This window comes from Polaromonas sp., assembly GCF_036676035.1.
Classification (GTDB): Bacteria; Pseudomonadota; Gammaproteobacteria; order Burkholderiales; family Burkholderiaceae_C; genus Polaromonas.
The window spans coordinates 24,076-45,097 of sequence record NZ_JAKFDR010000118.1; the positions used below are offsets into that span (position 1 = coordinate 24,076).

At 63.3% G+C, this 21,022-nt stretch carries 19 protein-coding genes; 4 read left to right on the forward strand and 15 right to left on the reverse strand.

All coding sequences use genetic code 11. The features are described 5' to 3' along the window. Position 1 precedes the first annotated feature (1 nt). The 3 genes from motB to cheA all read left to right on the forward strand — a co-directional run bounded on the left by motB (position 2) and on the right by cheA (position 3,465). A complete protein-coding gene (motB, locus tag V6M61_RS18415) occupies positions 2 to 925 on the forward strand; it encodes a flagellar motor protein MotB (RefSeq protein ID WP_442957809.1) in 924 nt (307 codons plus the stop codon). Next, entirely contained in the window at positions 922 to 1,305 is a 384-nt protein-coding gene (locus tag V6M61_RS18420; protein ID WP_332778048.1) for a response regulator, read from the forward strand. The genes motB and V6M61_RS18420 overlap by 4 nt, the downstream gene beginning before the upstream one ends. Positions 1,306 to 1,428: 123 nt before the next feature. Further along, positions 1,429 to 3,465, forward strand: a complete 2,037-nt coding sequence (gene cheA / locus V6M61_RS18425) for a chemotaxis protein CheA (protein ID WP_332778049.1) — start codon at positions 1,429 to 1,431, stop codon at positions 3,463 to 3,465. Positions 3,466 to 3,807: 342 nt separating this feature from the next. Here cheA and V6M61_RS18430 read toward each other — a convergent pair whose 3' ends face one another. From V6M61_RS18430 to V6M61_RS18465, 8 genes are all read right to left on the reverse strand, one after another. Next, positions 3,808 to 4,203, reverse strand: coding sequence for a RidA family protein (locus V6M61_RS18430; RefSeq protein WP_332778050.1), 396 nt, complete (start codon positions 4,201 to 4,203; stop codon positions 3,808 to 3,810). Then, on the reverse strand, positions 4,200 to 4,652 hold the full coding sequence (locus V6M61_RS18435; protein WP_332778051.1) for an acyl-CoA thioesterase: 453 nt from the start codon (positions 4,650 to 4,652) through the stop codon (positions 4,200 to 4,202). Before V6M61_RS18435 ends, V6M61_RS18430 begins: the two co-directional genes overlap by 4 nt. Next, positions 4,649 to 6,295, reverse strand: a complete 1,647-nt coding sequence (locus V6M61_RS18440) for an AMP-binding protein (RefSeq protein WP_332778052.1) — start codon at positions 6,293 to 6,295, stop codon at positions 4,649 to 4,651. The genes V6M61_RS18435 and V6M61_RS18440 overlap by 4 nt, the downstream gene beginning before the upstream one ends. 8 nt (positions 6,296 to 6,303) lie before the next feature. Next, complete coding sequence (locus V6M61_RS18445; RefSeq protein WP_332778053.1) at positions 6,304 to 7,485, reverse strand: acyl-CoA dehydrogenase family protein; 1,182 nt, start codon at positions 7,483 to 7,485, stop codon at positions 6,304 to 6,306. A gap of 45 nt (positions 7,486 to 7,530) precedes the next feature. Then, entirely contained in the window at positions 7,531 to 8,385 is an 855-nt protein-coding gene (locus V6M61_RS18450; protein WP_332778054.1) for an enoyl-CoA hydratase family protein, read from the reverse strand. Then, positions 8,382 to 8,873 carry a MarR family winged helix-turn-helix transcriptional regulator gene (locus tag V6M61_RS18455; protein ID WP_332778055.1) on the reverse strand — a complete coding sequence of 164 codons (492 nt, stop codon included), beginning with the start codon at positions 8,871 to 8,873 and terminating at the stop codon, positions 8,382 to 8,384. Before V6M61_RS18455 ends, V6M61_RS18450 begins: the two co-directional genes overlap by 4 nt. Positions 8,874 to 8,902: 29 nt before the next feature. Further along, positions 8,903 to 11,260 (reverse strand): bifunctional salicylyl-CoA 5-hydroxylase/oxidoreductase, encoded by a 2,358-nt coding sequence (locus tag V6M61_RS18460; RefSeq protein ID WP_332778056.1) that lies wholly within the window; start codon positions 11,258 to 11,260, stop codon positions 8,903 to 8,905. Between the two features lie 140 nt (positions 11,261 to 11,400). Next, positions 11,401 to 12,150, reverse strand: a complete 750-nt coding sequence (locus V6M61_RS18465) for a 2OG-Fe dioxygenase family protein (protein ID WP_332778057.1) — start codon at positions 12,148 to 12,150, stop codon at positions 11,401 to 11,403. 98 nt (positions 12,151 to 12,248) lie between these two features. On the opposite strand from V6M61_RS18465, the gene V6M61_RS18470 reads away from it, so the two are divergent. Continuing rightward, positions 12,249 to 12,563, forward strand: a complete 315-nt coding sequence (locus tag V6M61_RS18470; RefSeq protein WP_332778058.1) for a DUF1840 family protein — start codon at positions 12,249 to 12,251, stop codon at positions 12,561 to 12,563. Between the two features lie 141 nt (positions 12,564 to 12,704). Here V6M61_RS18470 and V6M61_RS18475 read toward each other — a convergent pair whose 3' ends face one another. The 7 genes from V6M61_RS18475 to V6M61_RS18505 form a co-directional block, all read right to left on the reverse strand. Then, positions 12,705 to 13,670 (reverse strand): Bug family tripartite tricarboxylate transporter substrate binding protein, encoded by a 966-nt coding sequence (locus tag V6M61_RS18475; RefSeq protein WP_442957811.1) that lies wholly within the window; start codon positions 13,668 to 13,670, stop codon positions 12,705 to 12,707. 198 nt (positions 13,671 to 13,868) lie between these two features. Further along, entirely contained in the window at positions 13,869 to 14,852 is a 984-nt protein-coding gene (locus V6M61_RS18480) for a tripartite tricarboxylate transporter substrate-binding protein (RefSeq protein WP_332778060.1), read from the reverse strand. Positions 14,853 to 14,937: 85 nt separating this feature from the next. After that, positions 14,938 to 16,197: a phenylacetate--CoA ligase family protein gene (locus V6M61_RS18485; RefSeq protein ID WP_332778061.1), complete on the reverse strand. Its 1,260-nt coding sequence runs from the start codon at positions 16,195 to 16,197 to the stop codon at positions 14,938 to 14,940. Between the two features lie 168 nt (positions 16,198 to 16,365). Beyond that, the gene (locus tag V6M61_RS18490; protein ID WP_332778062.1) at positions 16,366 to 17,175 is read right to left on the reverse strand and encodes an ABC transporter ATP-binding protein; all 810 of its coding nucleotides are present in this window, start codon (positions 17,173 to 17,175) and stop codon (positions 16,366 to 16,368) included. 148 nt (positions 17,176 to 17,323) lie between these two features. Further along, positions 17,324 to 18,658: an ABC transporter substrate-binding protein gene (locus V6M61_RS18495; protein WP_332778063.1), complete on the reverse strand. Its 1,335-nt coding sequence runs from the start codon at positions 18,656 to 18,658 to the stop codon at positions 17,324 to 17,326. 187 nt (positions 18,659 to 18,845) lie between these two features. Continuing rightward, a complete protein-coding gene (locus tag V6M61_RS18500; RefSeq protein WP_332778064.1) occupies positions 18,846 to 19,922 on the reverse strand; it encodes a branched-chain amino acid ABC transporter permease in 1,077 nt (358 codons plus the stop codon). 152 nt (positions 19,923 to 20,074) lie between these two features. After that, positions 20,075 to 21,004: a branched-chain amino acid ABC transporter permease gene (locus V6M61_RS18505; protein WP_332778065.1), complete on the reverse strand. Its 930-nt coding sequence runs from the start codon at positions 21,002 to 21,004 to the stop codon at positions 20,075 to 20,077. Between the last annotated feature and the right edge of the window lie 18 nt (positions 21,005 to 21,022).

The following is a 21,022-nucleotide window of genomic DNA, read 5'->3' on the forward strand; positions in this document are numbered from 1 at the left end:
AATGGTCATGAGCGAAGCGCTACACCGGATCATCATCAAGCGCCCTGTCGCGGCTGCGCACAAGCATGGCGGCGGCTGGAAGATTGCCTACGCCGACTTCATGACGGCCATGATGGCGTTTTTCCTGGTCATGTGGCTTCTGGCCATATCGACGCCGAAGCAACTGGCAGGCATTGCAGAGCATTTCAAAATGCCTCTCAAGGTGGCGGTCAACGGGGGCCAAAAAAGCAGCACCAGCACCAGCGTGATTCCCGGCGGCGGCACCGATCCGACCCATGCGGATGGCGAAGTCAAACAAGCCGACAGCGATGCTGATGACGTCAAGCGCCTGGACGAGCTGAAGCAGCGCCTGGACAACATGATCGAAGCCAGCCCCGTCCTCAAACAGTTCCGCCCGCAACTGCTGATCGACATCACGCCGGAAGGCCTGCGGATTCAGATCGTCGACAGCAGCAACCGGCCCATGTTCGACCGCTCCAGCGCCATTGTGGTGTCTTACATGCGAACCATCTTGCGCGAGATCGGTCCGGTGCTTAACGGACAACCCAACAAGATCACCTTGTCCGGACATACCGATGCGACGCTGTACACACAGGGCGACAAGTCCTACAGCAACTGGGAGCTGTCGGCGGACCGGGCGAACGCGTCGCGGCGCGAACTGATTGCCGGGGGCATGCAGGATAACAAGGTGCTGCGGGTCATGGGCGTCGCGTCGAGCATGCACTTGAACCAGGACGATCCGCTGGCACCGGTCAATCGCCGCATCAGCATTGTCGTGCTCAACCACCGTGCGCAAACGGAAATAGAAAGTGCCAATGCGGCCAATGCAGCCAGTGCCGGCGTCAAACCGGCCGTCGCACAGCCGGGCACTGCCCGGCCATCCGCGGTGAAGCTGTCAGCCGCCCACTCTGATCGCCGAATTTGATAAAAAACAAAACCATACTGGTGGTCGACGATTCCGCTGTGATGCGGCAGTTGACCTCGGCCATTCTCGAGGACGGGGGCTACCGCGTGCTGCTTGCCGACGACGGGCACACGGCACTGGAGCACGTCCGTCAAAGGGCGGTCCATATGGTGTTGACCGATTGGACCATGATTCCCATGGATGGCGGCGAGCTGACGCGTCAATTGCGGCTACGGCCCGATCACGCCCATGTGCCCATCCTGGTGTTGAGCACTGTCAGCAGTGGCGCCAGCAAGGCAGAGGCCAGACAAGCCGGCGCCAGCGGCTGGTTGTGCAAGCCGATCGAGCCCGCAACACTCCTGGCGGTGGCCGGCAGTCTGATGAATCTGGCGCAGGCATGAGGACCTGATGTAAGCCCGCAACCCCATTCATCCGCCACGCGACGCCACGGCGTCAGCAGGCACGCAAGGACTCATCCCAGTTAACACGAGCAGCGAGTACCCAACACGAGAGACGCACCCGAGATGGACATTACCCAGTTTTACCAGACATTTTTTGAAGAAGCCGATGAGCTGTTGGGCGAGATGGAGCAGCTGCTTTTGGGGCTCGATCTGCAGGCGCCAGACAGCGAGCATCTCAATGCGATATTTCGTGCCGCGCATTCGATCAAGGGCGGCGCGGCCACGTTTGGCTTCGTCCCGCTGACCGACACCACGCATCTGCTCGAAAATTTGCTCGATCGGGCACGCGTTGGCGAATTGAAACTAAACATAAAGATGATGGATGCCTTTTTGGAGACCAAAGACGTGTTGCAAGAACAATTGAGCGCCTATCGGGCTGGCGGTGAACCAGAGCCCGAAGTGGCTGCGCGAATCTGCGCGGTACTAAGGCAACTGGCTCTGGAGGGCAACGGCGGCGCTTGCGCTGCAGCCATCACAGCGGCGCCGGCGCAAGCGCCAGTTATCACGCCGGTGGCTGCGCCCGGACCCGCACCGGAGCCAACCACCAGCGCGGCGGCGGACCCATCCCTGAAAGTTCACTTTTCCAAGGTCTGCGAAAGCGACCGAAAACTGCTGAGCGAAGAGTTGGGCAATCTGGGCAAGGTGATAGCTCAAACCCAAACGGATGACAGTCTGACCTTATGGCTGGAAACCAGCTGTGGCGCCAATGACGTGATTGCCGTGTGTTGCTTCATCATCGAAGATGATCAGATTGAAATCAGTACTGGGTCGGCCTCCACCCCTGCCTCGGCCTCTGTTGCCGAGCCGGACATGGCGAGCCCCACCCCGCCGCTGGCCCTGGCCGCCACCACCGTGATGTCTGCTGACGCACCCGCGATGGCGAATGCCGCCGCTGCGGTGACTGCAGCAGCGGGCAACGGCAAAGAGTCAAGTTCAATCAGGGTCGATGTTGAAAAGGTCGACCAGATCATCAATCTCGTCGGCGAACTGGTGATTACCCAATCCATGCTGACGCAGACCGCGTCGACGCTGGACCCGGTGCTGCACGAGCGTCTGCTGAGCGGCATGGGGCATCTGGAGCGCAACGCCCGCGATTTGCAGGAGTCGGTGATGTCGATCCGGATGATGCCCATGGACTATGTATTCAGCCGCTTCCCGCGCCTGATACGCGATTTGTCGGCCAAGCTGGGCAAGCAGGTGCAACTGGTGACCGTCGGCAAAGAAACCGAACTGGATAAAGGCCTGATCGAGCGCATCATCGACCCGATCACCCATCTGGTGCGCAACAGTCTTGACCACGGTATCGAGAGGCCGGAACAACGCGCCTTCGCCGGCAAGGACCCGGTGGGCCGGCTGACGCTGTCAGCCCAGCACCAGGGCGGCAGCATCGTGATCGAGGTCAAGGACGATGGCGGCGGCCTGGTTCGAGAGAAAATCCTGGCCAAGGCGGTCCAGCAGGGAATGGTGATCAGCGAGACCATCTCCGACGACGAAGTCTGGCAACTGATTTTTGCACCCGGCTTTTCCACGGCAGAGGAAGTGACCGACATCTCCGGTCGCGGCGTCGGCATGGATGTGGTCAAACGCAACATCCAGGAAATGGGCGGCCATGTTGAAATAGCCTCCGCGCAAGGCCGGGGCACGACCATACGAATTGTCCTGCCCTTGACGCTGGCCATCCTCAATGGCATGTCGGTCAAGGTGGGCGAAGAGGTTTACATTTTGCCCTTGAACTACGTCATCGAATCCTTGCAGCCGCAGGCCAAGGATGTCCATTCGATCACCAGTGATGAGCATGTCATGCATGTGCGCGGCGAGTACCTGGCGCTGATCGAATTGCACAAGCTGTTCGAGGTCGCTGGCGCCGTGCACAATCCGACACAGGGCATCGCGGTGATTGTGCAGGCCGAGGGGACGCGTTTTGCGCTGCTGGTTGACCAGCTGGTCGGCCAGCATCAGGTGGTGGTCAAGAATCTTGAAACCAACTACCGCAAGGTGCCGGGTATTTCCGCGGCAACGATTCTGGGTGATGGCAACGTCGCGCTGATTATCGATGTGGCCGCGATGCAGCGGACGAATCGCGAAAAAGCAAGCCAGTGAATTCCAATGCGTCACGCGCCTGACGGAAAAATCTCATTACTCAGCAGTCCATAAGGAAGGCGAAGGAAGGCGAAGGAAGGCGACGCCACCCATGCTGTCATTCTGAGCAAGGCGAAGAATCTTGGCCAGCATGCCGGGATCCTTCGCTGCGCTCAGGATGACAAAGGATGTCGCACTACTTTTGGATTGCTGAGTAAACCCCGGCATTCAGGCCGGGCAGGGATGGTGCGTCGCCACGTGCGCAGCGAAGGGCCGCCCCAAGCAAGCACAGCCCCTATCTACCGTGAAAGGGGCAGCGAACCGCCGCAGGCACACGAAGTGACGAGCGTGGGGGCGATGTTCCTAGTCCGGCAGCACGGCCGTGACTTCAATTTCGACCTGCGCGCGCTCCTCCACCAGCGCCGCCACCTGCACGCAGGTCATGGCCGGGAAGTTCTTGCCCATCACCTCGCGGTAAACGCCGCCCAGCTCCTTCAGGCGGGCGACGTATTCGGCGCGGTCGACCACGTACCAGGTCATGCGGACCATGTGCTCGGGGCCGGCGCCGCCGGCCTGGAGCACGGCCAGAATGTTGAGCAGCGTCTGGCGGGTTTGGGCGACGAAGTCATCGCTTTCAAATTGCTGCCGGGCGTTCCAGCCGATCTGGCCGCCCACAAAAAGCAGGCTGCCGCGCGCCATCACGCCGTTGGCATAACCTTTGGGCTGGGCCCAGTTGGGGGGGTGCAGGTGTTTCATCATGGAGCTTCTTCCAGGCTGGTTTGAAGGTAGGGGGACAAGGCATGGCGCAGGCCATCGGGGATGCGCAGCGGCTTGCCCTGCGGCACGGTGGAGTGCACCACCACTGCATCAGCCATTAATTTAAGTGATTTAGGCGATTGGCCGGCGTAGATTATGCGCGGGTAGCTATGAATTTCATAGTGCATGCCGATGCTGGAGTGACCCAGTTTGGGCAAGTCCAGGGTGATCAGCACTTCATCGCCGTTGCGGCACATGCCGGTGAATTCGGTCTTCAGGTTCACGATGGGAACCCCCACGCCGGTGGCAATCAGCTGGTGCTCGGGGTAGCCGATGTGGGCCAGAAAATCTTCCTGCACCTCGTGCAGCAGGTAGAAAAACTGCGGGTAAAAAACAATGCCGGCCGGGTCGCAGTGGTGAAAGCGAATCTGCTTTTGGATGCTGAATTTCATGGCTGGCGCAACTTGAAACGCTGCAGCTTGCCGGTCTCGGTCCGGGGCAGGCTGCCCACGAACTGGATCTGGCGCGGGTATTTGAAGGGGGCCAGCATGGCCTTCACGTGGTCCTGCAGGGTTTTGACCATGGCCTCGCCGGCCTCGTGGCCGGGTTTGAGCACCACAAACGCCTTGACGATCATGCCGCGCGCTTCGTCGGGCAGGCCGATCACGCCGCACTCGGCCACGGCCGGGTGCTTGAGCAGGGCGTCTTCCACCTCGGGGCCGCCGACGTTGTAGCCCGCGGTGATGATCATGTCGTCGGCGCGGGCCTGGTAGAAGAAGTAGCCGTCGTCGTCCTGCAAAAATGCATCGCCGGGGTAGTTCCAGCCGTTTTTGACGTAGTTGGCCTGGCGCGCGTCGTCCAGGTATTTGCAGCCCGTGGGGCCTATCACCGCCAGCTTGCCGATGGTGCCGCGCGGCACTTCCGTGCCCTGGTCGTCCACCACCTTGGCGGTGTAGCCCGGCACCACCTTGCCGATGGCGCCACGCCGCACCTCGGCGCCAGCGGATGAGATGAAAATATGGAACATCTCGGTCGCGCCTATGCCGTCGAGCATTTCAATGCCGGTGGCATCTTTCCACAGCTGGCGCGTGGCGTCCGGCAGGCCCTCGCCGGCACTCACGCAGATGCGCAGGCTGGGCATGCCCTGCTGCTTGGCGAACGGGGCCATCTGGCGGTAGAAGGTGGGGGCGGTGTAGCAAATGGTGGCGCCTACCTGGTTGATGAGCTTGACCATGACCTCCGGCGTGTAGGGCACGCTGGGGTAGTACACCGACGCACCGGCCCACATCGGAAAGACCAGCATGCCGCCCAACCCGAAGGTGAAGGCCAGCGGCGGCGAGCCCATCACGATGTCGTCAGGCCTGGCCTTGAGCACATGACGCGGCCAGGCTTCGCAGGCCGCGAGCACGTCGCGGTGCGTGTGCACGGCGGCCTTGGGTTTTCCGGTGGTGCCGGAGGTGAAGGCCATCATGGCGATGTCGTCGGCCGCCGTCGGGCAGGGCTTGAAGCGGCCGTCTTTTTGCGCCGACAGCACGGCCAGCGAGCCGGGCTCGTTCATGACATTGAAGGGCACAATGGTTTTCAGCGTGCTGCTCCCTTGGCCCAGAGCCTGGTCTTGAGCGCTGCGCAGCTCCTCCAGCAGGCTGATATCGCACAGGGCCAGCGCGGGCTGCGACTTCTCGATGATCTCGCCGAGTTCCTTGGCGCGCAGCAGGGGCATGGTGGCGATGGCGACCAGGCCGGCTTTCACCACGCCCAGCCAGGCCAGCGCCATGCCGATCGAGTTGCCGCCGCGCAGCAGCACGCGGTTGCCGGGCACGAGCCCAAAGTCTTCGGTCAGCACCTGCGCGATGCGGTTGACACGCTCCGCCGTGTCGGCATAACTCAGCGTGATCCGGTCCGAACGCAGCAGCGGGCGCACCGACTGGCCGGCCTGGCTGGCCTTGTCGAACAGCACGTCCACCAGGTTGGCCTGCGCCGGGATGTCGAGTTCCGGCAAGTCATAGCGCATCTGCGGCCACTGCTCGGGCGATGGCAGCCGGTCATGGATGAAGCGGTCGGTCTGGACGCTGGGGGCGCCAGGAGGTGTATTCATGGACGTCGTCATGATTGCAACACTGCCTTCCCGATGATGAGTTGCTGTACCTCGGTGGCGCCTTCATAGATGCGCAGGGAGCGGATGTCGCGGTACAGGCTTTCGACCTTGGTGCCGACCTTCACGCCCAGACCACCGTGCATTTGCAGCGCCATGTCAATCACGCGCTGGGCGTTTTCGGTGGCGCTCATCTTGGCCATCGCCGCCTCTGCCGTCACACGGGCGCCGCCTCCCTGGCGCTCGCCTTCGTCGCGCAGCCAGGCGGCGCGGTAGGTCAGCAGGGCGGCGGCATCCACCAGCGCGGCCATTTCGCCGAGCTTGGCCTGCGTCAGCTGGAAGTCGGCCAGCGTTTGCCCGAACATCTGGCGCGTTTTCGAAAACTGGACGGCCTCGGCCAGCGCCCGCCGGGCCATGCCCAGTGCCGCAGCGGCCACGGAGGCACGGAAGATGTCCAGTGTCTGCATGGCCAGCTTGAAGCCGCCATGGAGCGCGCCCAGCCGGGCGCTGTCGGGCAGCCGGCAGTTGGAAAACTTCAGCGTTGCCAGTGGGTGCGGCGCCATCACCGCGATGTGCTCGCTGCTGTCCAGCCCCGGGTTGGTGGCGTCCACAATAAAGGCGGTGATGCCGCGCGTGCCGGCCTGCGCATCGGTTTTGGTGAAAGTCACATAGAAGTCGGCGATGCCGCCATTGCTGATCCAGGTCTTGCTTCCGTCGATGGCCCAGTCGTCGCCGGTGCGGCTGGCGGCGGTTTTCATGGCGGCAACGTCGGAGCCGGCCTCCGGCTCGCTCAGGGCAAAGGCGGCAATTTTTTCGCCGCGCGCCACCAGCGGCAGGTAGGCGGCCTGCTGCGCCGGGGTGCCCGCCAGCGTGATGGCGCCACTGCCCAGGCCCTGCATGGCAAAGGCAAAGTCCGCCAGCGGGGAGTGAAACGCCAGCGTCTCGCGCAGAATCACCAGCGCCCGGGAGTCGAGCTTTTCGAGCGCGCCGCCCAGCGCGCCGCCGGGGCCGGCCGGCACACAGTAGCGCAGCCACTGGCCGGCGCCCAGCCGCCGGACCCACTCCTTGCAGGCCAACCGGTCATCGCTCTCGTCAACCTGCTGCGTGGACACCCAGTCAGCCAGCTGCTGGCCCAGCGCACGGTGCACGTCGTCAAAAAAAGGCAGCGCCAGATGCGTGGTGTTGGATCTCATGCTGAAAGCGTCCTTGGGTTGGGAGGGGCTTGGGGCGAACCGGGCTCAGTCGCCCATGAACACCGGTTTTTGCTTCGCCGCAAAGGCCTCGTAGGCACGCGTGAAGTCTTTGGTCTGCATGCAGATGGCCTGTGCCTGGGCCTCGGCTTCGATGGCCTGGTCCAGCGTCATGGCCCATTCCTGGTGCAGCATGGTTTTGGTCATGCCATGGGCAAAGGTCGGGCCGCTGGCCAGCTCATGCGCCAGCGCCTGGGCTTTGCCGAGCAGCTCCTGCGGCTCGTGCAGGGCGTTGAAAAAGCCCCACTGCAAGCCTTCCTGGGCGCTCATGGCGCGGCCGGTGAACAGCAGCTCGGAGGCGCGGCCCTGGCCGATCAGGCGCGGCAGCAGCGCGCAGGCGCCCATGTCGGCGCCCGCCAGCCCGACCCGGGTGAACAGAAACGCGGTCTTGGCCTGCGCCGTGCCCAGCCGCAGGTCGGCGGCCAGCGCCATCATGGCGCCCGCGCCGGCGCAAATGCCGTCAATCGCCGCGATGACGGGCTGCGGGCACAGGCGCATGGCCTTGATCAGGTCGCCCGTCATGCGGGTGAACTCCAGCAGCTCGGGCATGCTCATCTTGGTCAGCGGGCCGATGATTTCATGCACATCGCCGCCCGAGCAGAAGTTGCCGCCGGCGCCGGTGATGACCACGGTCTTGACATCGGTTGCGCTGTTGAGGCTGCGAAACAGATCGCGCAGCTCGGCGTAGGAGTCAAAGGTCAACGGGTTTTTGCGTTCGGGGCGGTTCAGCGTCAGCGTGGCCACGCCCGCGTCAAACGCGTAGGCGAAGTGGCGGGCCTGGTAGCTGCCCAGCGCATCAAACTGCGCATGCATGGGGTTGTGGGGGCCAATGTAGTGTTTCATGCGGATTCCGGGTTGTTGGACATCTCGTTGTGGAGGTGGTGGTGTTGCTTGACCTTGCCCAGCAGCCTGTGCAGGTTGTCCACCTCGCGTGGCGTGAGGGCCTCGAACGCCGCCACAATCCAGGCTTCGTGCTCTCGGGCCATCTCGTCGAACACCTTGCGGCCGCGCGCCGTCAGGCGCACGCGGTAGGCACGGCGGTCGCCCTGCACCTCCACGCGCTCGACCACGCCTTCGGCCACCAGCTGGTCGGTGACGCCGGTCACGTTGCCGCCGGTAACCATCATGCGGCGCGAGAGCTCGTTCATCTTGAGCCCTTCCGGATTGCGCTCGAGCTGCGCCATCAGGTCAAAGCGCGGCAGCGTGGTGTCGAACTGCTCGCGCAGCTGCGCGCGCACCTGCTTTTCAATCAGCTGGGTGCAGGTGAGCAGGCGCAGCCAGAGCCGCAGGGCTTCAGGGTGCTCGCTGTGTCCCCGTGCTTCCAGGTCCATGGTTTCTCTCCTGTGTATTTTTTTGCTATCTATTTAATAGTGTGTTTTGACCGCTCTGTTTGGGCTGCAATCTCTTTTTGCTTGGAAAGTTCGCGGTAGAGCTGGTCTCGGCCACTGAGGTACTGTTTGGGCCAGTCCACGGCCCGGCTTTGCAGCTTGGCCGCCTCGTGCAGCGTCCAGGCCGGGTCGGCCAGGTGCGGGCGGGCCAGCGCGCACAGGTCGGCCCGGCCGGCGGCAATGATGCTGTTGACATGGTCGACCTCGGAAATCGCGCCCACCGCAATGGTCTGGATGCCGACCTCGTTGCGGATGCGGTCGGCAAACGGCGTCTGGTACATGCGGCCGTACACCGGCCGGGCCTGGCGCGTGGTCTGGCCCGAGGACACGTCGATCACATCGCAGCCGGCCTCCTTGAACAGCCGGGCCACCACGATCGCGTCATCGGGCGTGTTGCCGCCCGGCGCCCAGTCGTGCGCGGAGATGCGCACGCTCATGGGCAGGTGCGCGGGCCAGACCGCACGCATGGCGCGAAACACCTCCAGCGGGTAGCGGCAGCGGTTCTCGATGTTGCCGCCGTACTCGTCGCTGCGCAGATTGGTCAGCGGCGTGATGAAGGCCGACAGCAGGTAGCCGTGCGCGCAGTGCAGTTCCAGCCAGTCGAAGCCGGCAACGGCGGTGCGTCGGGTGGCGTCCACAAACTGCTGCTTGAGCGCTTGCATGTGGGTGTGCGTCATGGCCTGTGGCGTCTGGTTTCGCTCGCCATAGGGCACGGCGCTGGCCGACATCACAGGCCAATTGGCATGGGGCCCGCCGTCGGGCAGCGGCTCGTCCATCTCTTCCCAGCCCACCTGGGTCGAGCCCTTGGGGCCGCTGTGGCCGAGCTGCATGCCGATCTTGGCCGTGCTCTGGCCGTGCACGAAATCCACAATCCGTTTGAAGGCCGCCGTTTGCTCATCGTTCCACAGCCCGGTGCAGGCCGGCGTGATGCGGCCCTCGGGGTTGGGGCTGGTCATCTCCACCATCACCATGGCGGCGCCGCCGAGCGCGCGCGCGCCCAGGTGCACCAGGTGGAAGTCTTGCGGCACGCCGTCGACGGCGCTGTAGGTCGCCATCGGCGAGCAGACAATGCGGTTCTTGAGCTCGGTGCCGCGCACCTTGAAGGGCGTCAGCATGGGCGGCACCACGGGGCCGCCCGAGAGCCAGGACTCATAACCTTCGAGCCATTTCGCATCGCGCAGCCGCAGGTTCTCGTGGCTGATGCGCTGCGAGCGGGTCAGCAGCGAGTAGGCGAACTGCTCGATCTCCATGCCGCTGTAGCGGTTGACGTTCTCGAACCATTCCGTGGAGTTGCGCGCGGCGTTCTGGATCTTCAGCACCTCGACGCTGCGTCGCGCCTCGTAGGCCTGCAGCACCTCGTCCATGCCGCGGCCGGTGCTGAACGCCTCGGCGCTCGCGCTGAATTCATTCGCCAGGTCGATCGCGTCTTCCAGCGCCAGCTTGGTGCCGCTGCCGATCGAGAAATGTGCGGTGTGGGCCGCATCGCCCATCAGCACGATGGGCACGGCTTTGCCCTGGATGGTTTCGTGGTGCACCCAGCGCTCGCAGACCACCCGCGGGAAACGGATCCAGATCGCCGAGCCGCGCACATGGGTGGCATTGTTCATCAGGGCATTGCCGTCCAGGTACCTGGCAAACAGTTTTTCGCAAAAAGCAATGCCGTCCTCCTGGCTCATGGCGTCCAGGCCGTGGGCCTTCCAGACCGCCTCGGGCGTTTCCACGATGAAGGTCGAGGTGGTGTCGTCAAACTTGTAGGCGTGGGCCGCGAACCAGCCGTGCTCGGTTTGCTCGAACGCAAAGGTGAAGGCGTCAAAGGTCTTGTGCGTGCCCAGCCAGACAAAGCGGCAGGCGCGCAGCTCCACATCGGGCTGGTAGGTCGTGGCGTAGCGGTTGCGGATGCGGCTGTTCAGGCCGTCGCTGGCAATCACCAGATCGGCCTGGTACTGCGCGGCGATCTGCTGGTCGTCCTGCACATCGGTTTCAAACACCAGCTTGACGCCGAGTTCAAGGCAGCGGTCCTGCAGGATGTTGAGCAGGCGCTTGCGGCCAATGCCGCAAAACCCGTGGCCGCCCGAGCGCACGCTGCGGCCTTTGAAAAAGACCTCGACATCGTCCCAGTGGTTGAAGGCATCGCCAATCAGCTTGGCGGTGACCGGATCGGCCGCCTGCAGGTTGGCCAGCGTCTGGTCTGACAGCACCACGCCCCAGCCAAAGGTGTCAAACGGGCGGTTGCGCTCCACCACCGTGACCTGATGCGCCGGATTTTGCCGCTTCATCAGGAGCGCAAAGTACAAACCGGCGGGACCACCGCCCTGGCAAAGAATATGCATCGCAGCCTGTCTGTTCTAGATTAATCGAGCCTTAATTGTTTAGGTTTAAACTATTTTCGTCAAGCGGGTTTTTACGGACGGTATGCCGGCCGCAGCCTGGCCGCTTTTCGAGGGCCTGAAGGGCGAAAACCTTGGCAGGGTCAGGGCGACTGGAAGCCTGCAGCGCGGTAAGTGAGCACCAGCGTATCGCGAAAGCCGGGTTCTGCGGCGTTGCCAGCCGGCAAAATCGGCGTGGTTTCGTGGATCACGCGGGCATCATCGAGCAGCAAGGTGGTCAGGGGCTGCTGCATGACAAAGCGCACGCCATCCGGGCCGTTGGCATCAAACACCCGGGTCTCTCCGCCCTTGACGCCTTGGCGGGCCACCAGCATCACCACCACGAAATCCACACCGTCGCGGTGCGCGCCTTCCGGCGTGGGCCGGCCGACCCCCCCGGCCGTGTCGATGCGGAACTGGTGCGCCTCGATATGCCAGCGCGGCGTGGGCTGAACCTGCGCAAACAGCCGGCCCAGGCTGCCGAGCAGTTCGGTCCAGGCCGGCGCGGTGGCCACGGCGGGCTCCACCGGTTCAAACCAGCGCTCAAACCCGCCATGCAGGGCGTTGTAATCCGTTGGCTGCCAGTGAGCCCGGTGCGGCGTTTGCGTGAGCTGCTGGCTGCCCAGTTCCTGGATGAAGCAGGCATGGCGCCGTTTGCGGTAATGGCCGCCGTCCTTGAGGTGGGCATCGGGCGGCAGCCGGTTCCAGGACTCGGCGAGCGAGCGCCATTCGGTGGCCCATGCGGGTTGCCTGAGCGCGAGCGCAGGGGCAAAATCATCAGGCAGGAGCAGGCTCAGGCCGTCCTGGCGCAGGGCCTGCGGCGCGGGCTTTTGAACAGTAGCAATATTGAACATAGCTGCCTATTTTGCGTCAGCCCGGGCCTTGGAGTCTGTACAGGTACAGAGAAAGCGTGCACATAATGGGACGACCCAATTTGCAAGGAGGCTCAACGATGTATAAATTCAAATCGAAAAACGCCGGTGACGTCATCATGCTGGAACCGTATGGCCGGCGCGTGCTGGAGATTATTGGCAAGGGCGGCGGTCACAAGGGCATCATCCTGCCGGAGCAGATGCCCGCTGCCATTGCCGCGCTGCAGGCCGCCATTGAACAGGAAGAGGCCGATAGAAAAGCGGCCGACAAGAAAGAGAAGGACGAAGCCGCGGCCCACGCCGATGGGCTGGGCCTGCGCCAGCGGACGCTGTCGTTTATTCGCATGCTTCAGAGCTGCCGCCAGAGTGGCGATGAAATCATGTGGGGGGTCTAGAGGAGGAGCCCCCACGCTTGCCACTTCGTGTGCTGCGCTGCCCCCCGAGGGGGCTAATTTTCCTAGGGGCGGCCCGTCGGAAAATTGTTATCTTCTATCCGTTCCAGCCTGCGCTCATGCGGGCATTCAGGCTTGCTGCCCTTAATCGATCTTGGCGCCCGACACCTTGACGACCTGCGCCCATTTTTTGATCTCGGCATCAATCAGTTTGGCAAATTCCTGCGGCGTATTGCCACTCGGAATCGCGCCCTGAGCCAGCATCTTTTCCTTGATGGCGGGCGTGTTCAGCGCCTTGGCCACTTCCTGTTGAATACGGTTGACCACCTCAGGCGGTGTACCGGCGGGTGCCAGCAGGCCAAACCAGCTGCTGGCTTCAAAACCCTTGAGCTTGCCGGCTTCTTCCACCGTGGGCAGCTCGGGCATCGCTGCCGAGCGCTGGGCGCTGGTGACGGCAAAGGCCTTGAGCTTGCCGCCCTTGATTTGCGGCATCGCCGAGGGCAGGTTGTCAAACATCACGTCGACGTTGCCGGCGACCAGGTCGAGCAAGGCCGGGCCGGAGCCGCGGTAGGGAATGTGTGTCATGAAAATCCCGTTCTGGGCCTTGAACAATTCGCCCGCCAGGTGGATCGAAGTGCCGTTGCCGCTGGAGGCCATGCTGAACTGGCCGGGGTGGGACTTGGCGTATGTGACGAAATCAGCCACATTGTTGATGCCCAGCTTGCCCGCCTTCTCGGCGTTCATCACCATGACGTTGGGCACACCGGCGACCAGCGTGACCGGCGCGAAGTCTTTTTGGGGGTCAAAGGGCATCTTGCTGTACAGCGACTTGTTGATGCCGTGGGTCCCGACGGTGCCCATCAGCAGCGTGTAGCCATCTCCCGGTGACTTGGCCACGATGTCGGCGCCCACATTGCCGCCGGCGCCGGCACGGTTGTCCACAATGAACTGCTGGCCAAACGCCTTTGAAAGCTCCGGGGCGATGGCGCGCGCCAGGATGTCGGTGGTGCCGCCCGGGGCAAAGGGCACGACGAGCCGGACCGGCTTGCTCGGCCAGGAACTCTGGGCATTGACGGGTGTTGCTATTAAATTAGTAGCTGCCAGCGCAATGCTGACAAGGACAAGGCGGCGGTTCAATGTGAGTTCTGATTTCAAGCTGGTCTCCATGGAAATAGTTGGGCATCTGTCGGGGCAACGATACAGGCCGCCCCGGCGGGCTTCAAGAGGGTTAATCCGGCTCGGACCATGAAAAAAGCCGCCGGGCAGGGCCGGGCGGCTTTTGCTTTGGGCAGCGAGCGCTTGACGGCTTCAGTCTGCAAACTTGCCGGCAGCTTCGATCACCGGTTTGAGCTTGGCGATTTCGGCGGTCACAAAGGCTTTGTGGGCAGCGGGCTCGACGCGCTTGTCGGTCACCACAATGGCGCCCAGGCCTTCCTGCTTCTTGATGAAGTCAGGGTCTTTCAAAGCCGCCTTGAGGGCGGTGTTGAGCTGGGCCAGCACGGCGGGCGGCGTGCCTTTGGGTGCGTACAGGCCGTGCCAGATGGTCAGCTCGAAGTTTTTCAGGCCCATTTCCCGCAGCGTGGGGTAGTCCTTGAGCAGCTTGTGGCCGGACAGGGGTTTGGCCGTGGTGACGGCAAAGGCCTTGACGCGGCCGGCTTCGATCTGGCCGGTGGTGTTGGTGGTCTGGTCGCACATCAGGTCGACCTGGCCGCCGACCAGCGCGTTCATGGCCGGCGCGGTGCCGCCGAACGGGATGGTGGTCATGGCTTCGTTGGCCTTGATGGCCGACTGCCACATCAGGCCGCACAGGTGTGACGCAGAGCCGAGGCCGGCGTGGGCGATGTTCAGTTTGCCGGCATTGGCCCGGATGTAGTTTTCAAAGTCGCGGTAGTTGTTGGCCGGCAACTGGGGCTTGCCGATCAGCGTCATGGGCACTTCGTTGATCATGCCGACGTACTCGAAATCTTCCAGCGGCTTGTAGGGCAGTTTGCGGTACAGGGCGGGCGCGGAAGCCATGCCAATGTGGTGCAGCAGCAGCGTATGGCCATCCGGGCTGGCCTTGGCGACCTTGGCGGCGCCTATGGTGCCGCCGGCGCCACCGACGTTTTCAACCACGAAGTTGGCGCCGCCCATGGACTTGCGCATGGCTTCGGCCAGGTCGCGCGCCACACGGTCGGTCGGACCGCCTGCGGCAAAAGGCACGACAAAGGAAATGGGCTTGGAGCCGGGATAGGTTTGTGCGCTGGCGACAATCGCGGTCGCGGCAGCAGCCAGAACGAGCAGGCGTTTCATAAGGAGTCTCCGTTGAATGGACTCCTGCAGTGTAAGAGCCTGGCCGCCCCGGTATATCGCGGGAACTACGTAAGGGCAATCCCGTTTACTTGTAGCTGCGGGCGTCCTCGATGACCTTGCCGTCATTGGGGAGACTGCCCGGCGGCATCAGCTCGACCGTGCCGCGCAGCTTGGTGACATCGCGGATGGCTTCGCTGATTTTCTGCTCGAACCCCTGCGCCACGCCGGCGGTTTCGACCTTCAGGGTCATGCTGTCGTTGGCCATTTCGCCGGTCACCACCAGCCGGGCCTTGAGCACCTCGGGGAAGCGCCGGGCAATGGAGGCCACTTGGCCCGGGTGCACAAACATGCCGCGGATCTTGGTGGTCTGGTCGGCCCGGCCCATCCAGCCCTTGATGCGGGTGTTGGTGCGGCCACTCGGGCAGCTGCCTGGCAGCACGGCCGACAGGTCGCCCGTGCCGAAGCGGATCAGCGGGTAGTCGGGGTTCAGCGTGGTGACCACCAACTCGCCGACTTCGCCCTCAGGCACCGGGTCACCGGTGCCGGGGCGGACAATCTCGACAATCACGCTTTCGTCCAGCACCAGGCCTTCGCGGGCCTGGGTTTCGTAGGCAATCAGACCCAGGTCGGCGGTGGCGTAGCACTGGTAGCCGTCAATGCCGCGCTCGGCAAACCAGTCGCGCAGGCTGGGCGGGAAGGCCTCGCCGCCAAACATGGCTTTCTTGACGCTGGGCAGGGCCACCCCCATATCGGCCGCTTTTTCGACAATGATCTTGAGAAAACTGGGCGTACCAATATAGCCTGCGGGTTTCAGCTCGGCCATGGCCTGCACCTGTTGCTCGGTCTGGCCGGTGCCGCCTGGAAACACGGTGCAACCCAGGGCATGGGCGCCGGTTTCCATCATGGAGCCCGCGGGTACAAAGTGGTAGCTGAAGCTGTTGTGAATCAGCTCACCGGGACGGAAGCCGGCGGCAAAAATCGCCCGGGCCATGCGCCAGTAATCCTTGCGCGCGCCTTCGGGCTCGTAAATCGTGCCGGGGCTGGCAAAGACCCGGGGCATCTGGGCGCCGTAGCGCAAGGCGCTGAAGCCGCCAAATACATCCTCGGCGCCATCGGCCTGACGCAGTGCCTGCTGGCGCTCGAGCAATTCGTGCTTGCGCGTCACGGGCAGGCGGGCCAGGGCTGCCCGGGAGCTGATGTCCCGGGCATCCACTCCTTGAAGAAGGTTTGCAAAGGCGGAGGTGCTGGCCTGCGCATGGGCAATCTGCTGTGGCAAGGCGGCCAGTAGGGCGGTTTCACGGTCCGCTGGGGCGCGGTTTTCCAGGGCGTCGTAATGTGTTGTCATTTGAGATCTTCCAAATCTTGTCGATACCTCGGTGCGATCAGATTGCAGTGGCGGAGCATGGGGCGATGAATTTGAAGCCAGCAGGGGCCGCGGAACCGGCTTCGCCGGGCCGCAGGCGCAGCACCCCCTCGGGGGGCAGCGACCCGCGCAGCGGCGGAGCGTGGGGGCCTATGCCAACCAGCGCTTGCGGCGCTTGTAGCTTTTCACGTCCTTGAAGCTCTTGCGCTCGCCGCCACCTACGCCCAGGTAAAACTCCTTGACGTCCTCGTTGTTGGCCAGATCGCTGGCCGCGCCGTCCATCACCACACGGCCGCTTTCCATGATGTAGCCATAGTCGGCGTACTTCAGGGCCATGTTGGTGTTCTGCTCGGCCAGCAAAAAGGTGACTTTTTCCTTCTGGTTGAGGTCGCGCACGATGTGGAACACCTCTTCCACAATCTGCGGCGCCAGGCCCATGGACGGCTCGTCCAGCAGCACCATGCTGGGGTTGGCCATGAGGGCGCGGCCGATCGCGCACATCTGCTGCTCGCCGCCCGAGGTGTAGGCGGCCTGCGAGGTGCGCCGGGTTTTCAGGCGCGGGAAATAGTTGTAGACCTTTTCCAGATTGGCGGCCACTTCGGCTTTGCTCTTGCGAGTGTAGGAGCCGGTCATCAGGTTCTCTTCAATCGTCAGGTGGGCAAAGCAGTGCCGGCCTTCCATGACCTGCACCACGCCGCGCTGCACCAGGTCGGCCGGCGAGAGGTTTTCAATGCGCTCGCCGCGCAGCTCGATGGAGCCCTTGGTGACCTCGCCGCGCTCGCCCTTGAGCAGGTTGGAAATGGCGCGCAAGGTCGTGGTCTTGCCGGCGCCATTGCCGCCCAGAATGGCGACAATTTTTCCTTCAGGTACGTTCAGGGAAACCCCCTTGAGCACCAGAATGACGTGGTTGTAGATGACCTCGATGCCGTTGACGTTCAGAACGATGTTTGGTGTGTTCATAGTGTGTTTGGGTTCATTCTCAAGCGCTGCCTCAGCGCTTGAGAATGGACTGTCATTGCGGGCCTGACCCGCAATCCATGCCTCGCTTGAAGCGCAACTGCTTGCTGCGAAGCATGGATCCCGGGTCGAGCCCGGGATGACACGTCTCTCAAGACTGGCAGTCCGCCGGGGTGCGCGCCGTGAGTTTCTTCTCGGCGGCGTACCTGGCGGCGGTGGACTTGACCAGCGGCTTGATGATCTGCTCATCGGCCTGCAGCCAGTCGGAACTGAACTTCCAGGCCTTGCCGTCCCAGGTGTGGATGCGCGCCCAGGCCGCACCCATGTGGTCCGTGCAAGAGGTGCTGATCGGGCGCATCACGCCGGCAAAACCCAGTGCATCCAGCTTGGCCTGCGTCAGGTTCAGGTTCTCAAGACCCCAGCGCACCTGCTCACCGGTCATGACCTTGCCCTTGCCAAAGCGCTCCTGGGCGGCGCGAATGCCTTCCACTGCCAGCATGGCGCTCATGGCGCCGCGCATGTACAGCACCTGGCCCACTTCGTCTTTCGGACCCGTGCCCTGGCCTTTGCCATGCACCATGGTCAACACGTCCTTGACCACCTTGGACTGCGGCTCGGCGCCGTGCTGCATGGCCACGGCGTTATAGCCCTTGGCGCCATCGGCCACGTCTTTCACATCGGGCTCGGCGCCGGCCCACCACACGCCGTACATTTTTTCGCGCGGATAGCCGGTGGCTTGCGCCTCCTTGATGGCGGTGGAGTTCATCACGCCCCAGCCCCACAGCAAGGTGTAGTCAGGCCGGGCCTGGCGGATTTGCAGCCAGGTGGCTTTTTGCTCCACGCCGGGGGCCGTCACGGGCAGCAGTTGCAGCTCAAAGCCCAGTTGTTTGCTGCGTTCCTGCAGCAGCGCGATGGGCTCCTTGCCATACGGGCTGTCGTGGTAGACCAGCGCGATTTTCTTGCCCTTGAGTTTGTCGAGGCCGCCTTCTTTTTTGCCAATGGCTTGCAGGATGGCGTCGGAGGCGACCCAGTAGGTGCCTGCCAGCGGGAAATTCCACTTGAAGATGGAGCCGTCCGCACTTTCACTGCGGCCGTAGCCCACCGTGACGACGGAAATCTTGTCGGCGGGCGCTTTTTCCGTGATGGCAAACGTGGCGCCGGTGGACAGCGGTTGCACCAGGGAGGCGCCGCCGTTTTTGCCTTTCAGGCGTTCATAACATTCCACAGCGCGGGCCGTGTCATAGCCGGTTTCGCACTCTTCAAACGAGAGCCTGACACCGTTGAGGCCGCCCTTGGCATTGACCAGCTTGAAGTAATCGACGTAGCCGTTGGCCCAGGGCGTGCCATTGGGCGCGTAGGGGCCGGTCCGGTACGACAGCACCGGGATGAATTGCTCTTTGGCCTGAGCGAACGCGCTGGTCGCCAGCAGGGACGACGCGCCAGCCGCCACCGCAGCGACTGCCAGAATCAATTTACGAACCTTCATTGTTGTCTCCTAAAAATTAAAAGCAAAGCACCTGAAAAACTAAAACCTCAGTAAACAAACCATTCCCTGACAACGCATTGGTGGTTGCGAGCATCGGAGCCGTGCGCCGCGCCGGGCCGCCCCAAGCAAGCACAACCCCCTCGGGGGCAGCGCATTACACGAAGTGAAAAGCGTGGGGGCCATCATTTCAGTGCGGGAAGGGCCACAGACGCAGCTTCTGCTTGCCAATCGACCAGAGCTTGGCCAGGCCGTGCGGCTCCACGATCAGGAACCAGACAATCAGGCCGCCGAAGATCATGAGCTCGGCATGCGCGATGCCGGCGGTGGAAATGTCGATGCCGAACAGGCCCAGCAGTACCGGCAGGAACTGGTTCAGCGCGATCGGCAGCACCACGATGAAGGCGGCGCCGAAGAAGCTGCCCATGATGGAGCCCATGCCGCCGATGATCACCATGAACAGCAGGCGAAACGACTGGTCGACCGAGAAGGCGGCCGGCTCCCAGGCGCCCAGGTAGACAAAGGCCCACAGCGCGCCGGCCACGCCGATGATGAAGGAGCTCACGGCGAAGGCGCTGAGCTTGGCGTACATCGGACGGATGCCGATCACGGCCGCGGCCACGTCCATGTCGCGAATAGCCATCCACTCGCGGCCGATGGCGCCGCGCACCAGGTTCTTGGCCAGCAGGGCCATGACCACGAGCACGGACAGGCAGAACAGGTATTTGCTGACCGCGCTGTCGATCGGCAGCCCGAACACCTGCAGGCCCGACACCGAGACCGAGCCCGAGGGCGTGTCCAGGGTGAACCACTTGATGCGCAGGAACATCCAGTCGCTGAAGAACTGGGCGGCCAGCGTGGTCACGGCCAGGTACAGGCCCTTGACGCGCAGGCTGGGCAGGCCGAACAGGATGCCGAAGAAGGTGGCGCACAGGCCGCCCAGGATCAGCGCCGCAATCAGCGGCATGCCGGGAATGCGCACGAAGAAGTTGTAGGCCCCGTAGGCGCCGACCGCCATGAAGGCGCCCGAACCCAGCGAGATCTGGCCGCAGTAGCCGACCAGGATGTTCACGCCCAGGGCGGCCAGCGACATGATCAGGAAGGGGATCAGGATGGCGCGGAAGGTGTAGTCGCTGGCCAGGCCTGGCACGACGATGAACGCGCACGCCAGGATCAGAAGGATGGCCAGCCTGTCCTGCGAGATCGGGAAGATCTGCTGGTCGGCGCGGTAGCTGGTCTTGAATTGGCCGTTTTCTCTGTAGAACATATTAGAGCTTTACCGTTAGATCGCGATGGAGAAATATCTGCGCGGGACTGTGTTCCGACCAACAGGGGCCGCGGAACCGGCTTCGCCGGGCCGCAGGCGCAGCGCCCCCCGGGGGGGCAGCGCAGTACACGAAGTGACAAGCATGGGGGCTTTCATACCCGGTCAATAATCTTCTCGCCGAACAGGCCTTGCGGGCGCACCAGCAGGAAGCCGAGCGCGAGCACATAGGCGAACCAGATTTCGATGCCACCGCCCAGCATGGGGCCGAGGAACACTTCGGCGAGCTTTTCGCCGACGCCCAGGATCAGCCCGCCGACGATGGCGCCTGGCACCGAGGTCAGGCCGCCCAGGATCACCAGCGGCAAGGCCTTGAGCGCCAGCACCGACAGCGAGAACTGCACGCCGAGCTTGCTGCCCCAGATCATGCCGGCCACCAGGGCCACGAAGCCTGCCACGCTCCAGACGATGACCCAGATACGGTTGAGCGGAATGCCGATTGACTGGGCGGCCTGGTGGTCGTCCGCCACCGCGCGCAGCGCCCGGCCGGTGCCGGTGTACTGGAAGAAGGCAGCGAGTGCGATGACCAGGGCGGTGGCGATCAGCGCGGCCACCAGGTCTTCCTGATTGACCAGCAGGCCGCCCTGGAACGTGCTTTCCAGCAGGAACATCGGGTCCTTGGGCATGCCCACGTCGATTTTGTAGATGCTCGATCCGAAAATCGTCTGGCCGAAGCCGTCGAGGAAATACGAAACGCCCAAGGTGGCCATCAGCAAGGTCACGCCTTCCTGGTTGACCAGCTTGCCGAGCACCAGCCTTTCGATCAGCCAGGCCACGACGACCATGATCAGCAGCGCGGCGACGAAGGCCAGCACATTGGGCAGGAATTTGCCTTCCAGCCCGGTCCACTGCGGAATCCATTCGGCGAAGCGCGCCATCGCGAGCGCCGCAAACAGCACCATGGCGCCCTGCGCGAAATTGAACACGCCCGATGCCTTGAAGATCAGCACAAAGCCCAGCGCCACCAGCGAATACAGCATGCCCGACATCAGGCCGCCGATCAGTGTTTCGAGGAAAGGTCCCATCACTTGCTCCCCCCCGTT